Here is a 2,586-nt window from a genome sequence, read left to right as displayed (position 1 = left end):
TACATTGTCCCGACCGCGAACCTCGCGTACATCGAGCTGGGCACCGAGGAATCCCGCCGCGTCGGCTTCGTCGCCTGACCCGACGATGTACATCCTCCTCGCACTCATCGGCGCGTGCGCTCTCGGGATCGCCGCACATTTCCTGATCGGCGGTCGTGAGCTGCGCGGTGTCGCTCTGACCCCCGCCATCGCGACCGCGGTGGCTGCGGTCCTGTACACCGCCCTGCAGTGGGCGGGCGTGGGCGAGGACAGCATCTGGCTGTGGCTCGCGAGCGTCCTCGGAGCCCCCATCGTCGCCGCACTGGCGACCGTGGCGATCACCGGGATGCGCAAGCGCGCCGACGCCCAGAAGCGAGTCGCGCTGGGAATCTGACCGCCGTCGGAATCTGACCGCCTCGAACCGACCGCGCGTGTGGCGATGTCGGGTCAGGACGCGAGTCCCATGGCGTCCATGCGCCGTGCGTGAGCGCCCATGAGCTCGGTGTACACCGGCTCGATCCGCTCCTCGTCGACGTCGAGACGCTCCGGCCGTAGCGCCGAGCGACAGACGAGGATGGTGTCGCCGACGAGACGGCGGGCCCACATCGACAGCAGCGACCGCCACTCCTCATCGCTCTCGATGGTCTCCTGCACGATGGCGACGATCTCGTGCCTGGCATCGTCCTCGCGCAGGATCTGCGCCACGCGGTGCCCGGTCTCCCCGTAGCTGGAGGCGAGCGCGAGGTAGAAGTCGTCCAACATCCCTGCGGTGATGTAGACGGCGAGCAGCGTCTCGCGAGGGCGGGCGCCGATGGTCTTCCGACGGAACGCATCGAGGTTCTCCCGGAACGGCAGCATCAGCTGCGTCGGGTCGTCCCCCCGCTCCGCGATGAGCTCCACGATCCCGCGGTGCTTGGTGAGCGCGGCTCCGGCTGCGCGCGAGAGCGACTCCTTCTCGGAGAGCTCGGGTGTGGCGCGGATGAGACGCGTCAGCGTCTCGAAGTAGCCCAGCTGCAGATAGGCGGCCTGTCCGAGGAAGCGGTTCAGCTCGGGGGCGAGCTCGGCGAAGTCGATGCGCGTCGCATCTCCCTGCTCTCCCCTGCCGCGCAAGGCGAGGGTGCGTCGCGGCGCCGCATCGCGCTGCCAGAACCACTTAACCACGAGGTCGTCCTCCCGAGTCCACCACGACGTTCACAATACTCGTGCGGAAGCCCTCTTCCCGGCCTGCGGCACCCCTCGGGTAGGCTGGGCGTGTCCCCGCCGTCGGAGCGGGGCCCCGCGCCTGTGGCACAAGAGACGGCGTGGATCCGTGAACGTGGCGATCCCGCAGGGTCGCCGGACAGGCAATCTGAACAAAGTGACAACTTTCGCCGATCTCGGCATCGATCAGGACATCGTCGACGCACTCGCCGCCAAGGGCATCGTGGACGCGTTCCCCATCCAGGAGCAGACCATCCCCCTCGGCCTTCCCGGCCAGGACATCATCGGTCAGGCCAAGACGGGAACCGGCAAGACCTTCGGCTTCGGCATCCCGGTCGTCCAGCGTCTCGGCAAGGACCCGGAGCACGGCGTCAAGGCGCTCATCGTGGTGCCGACCCGTGAGCTCGCGGTGCAGGTGTACGAGGACATCGACCTGCTCACCAGCAACCGCTCCACCAGCGTCGTCGCCATCTACGGCGGAAAGGCCTATGAGGGCCAGATCGACCAGCTGAAGGCGGGAGCGCAGATCGTGGTCGGCACCCCCGGCCGACTGATCGACCTCGCCGGCCAGCGCCTGCTCGACCTCTCGAACGCGACCGAGGTCGTGCTCGATGAGGCCGACAAGATGCTCGACCTCGGCTTCCTCGCCGACATCGAGAAGATCTTCCAGAAGGTGCCGGCCATCCGCCACACGCAGCTGTTCTCCGCGACCATGCCCGGTCCGATCGTCGCCCTCGCGCGTCGCTTCATGTCGAACCCGATCCACATCCGCGCCAACGATCCCGATGAGGGCCTCACGCAGGCCAACATCAAGCACCTCGTGTACCGCGCTCACTCCATGGACAAGGACGAGGTCATCGCCCGCATCCTGCAGGCGGAGGGGCGCGGCAAGACCGTGATCTTCACCCGCACCAAGCGTGCGGCGCAGCGGCTCGTCGACGAGCTGAGCGACCGCGGTTTCAACGTCGGCGGCGTGCACGGAGACATGGGCCAGGACCAGCGTGAGCGTTCGATGGCCGCCTTCAAGGCGGGGAAGAAGGATGTGCTCGTCGCGACCGATGTCGCCGCTCGAGGCATCGACGTCGACGACGTCACCCATGTGATCAACCACACCATTCCGGACGAGGACAAGACGTACCTGCACCGCGCAGGCCGTACCGGCCGCGCGGGCAAGACCGGGATCGCGGTCACCTTCGTCGACTGGGAAGACCTGCACAAGTGGGCCCTCATCAACCGGGCCCTCGAGTTCGGTCAGCCCGAGCCCATCGAGACCTACTCGTCGAGCCCGCACCTGTACGAGGACCTCGACATCCCCCAGGGCACGAAGGGCCGCCTGGTGTCGGCGCCTAAGACGGAGTCCGTCAAGACCGAGCGCAGCCGTCGCCCCGAGCGGGCGACCGACGCCGC

4 protein-coding genes are annotated in these 2,586 nt (G+C 67.8%); 3 read left to right on the top strand and 1 reads right to left on the bottom strand.

The genetic code is table 11. The features are described 5' to 3' along the window. A partial coding sequence (locus DSP71_RS24555; RefSeq protein ID WP_309472637.1) for a DUF3107 family protein occupies nt 1-78 on the top strand: 78 nt, incomplete at its 5' end. Nucleotides 79-85: 7 nt separating this feature from the next. Continuing rightward, nucleotides 86-373 carry a hypothetical protein gene (locus tag DSP71_RS19720; RefSeq protein ID WP_046749550.1) on the top strand — a complete coding sequence of 96 codons (288 nt, stop codon included), beginning with the start codon at nt 86-88 and terminating at the stop codon, nt 371-373. Nucleotides 374-426: 53 nt separating this feature from the next. On the opposite strand, the gene DSP71_RS19715 is transcribed toward DSP71_RS19720, so the two are convergent. Continuing rightward, nucleotides 427-1,140, bottom strand: a complete 714-nt coding sequence (locus DSP71_RS19715) for a ferritin-like fold-containing protein (RefSeq protein WP_058631835.1) — start codon at nt 1,138-1,140, stop codon at nt 427-429. Nucleotides 1,141-1,336: 196 nt separating this feature from the next. On the opposite strand from DSP71_RS19715, the gene DSP71_RS19710 reads away from it, so the two are divergent. Then, on the top strand, nt 1,337-2,586 hold a 1,250-nt coding region (locus DSP71_RS19710), incomplete at its 3' end, for a DEAD/DEAH box helicase (protein WP_147251414.1).

It is taken from the genome of Microbacterium sp. H6 (assembly GCF_003314775.1).
Lineage (GTDB): Bacteria > Actinomycetota > Actinomycetes > Actinomycetales > Microbacteriaceae > Microbacterium > Microbacterium oxydans.
The sequence above is the reverse complement of the archived record's forward strand: the minus strand, read 5'-3'. Positions and strand labels throughout refer to the sequence as shown.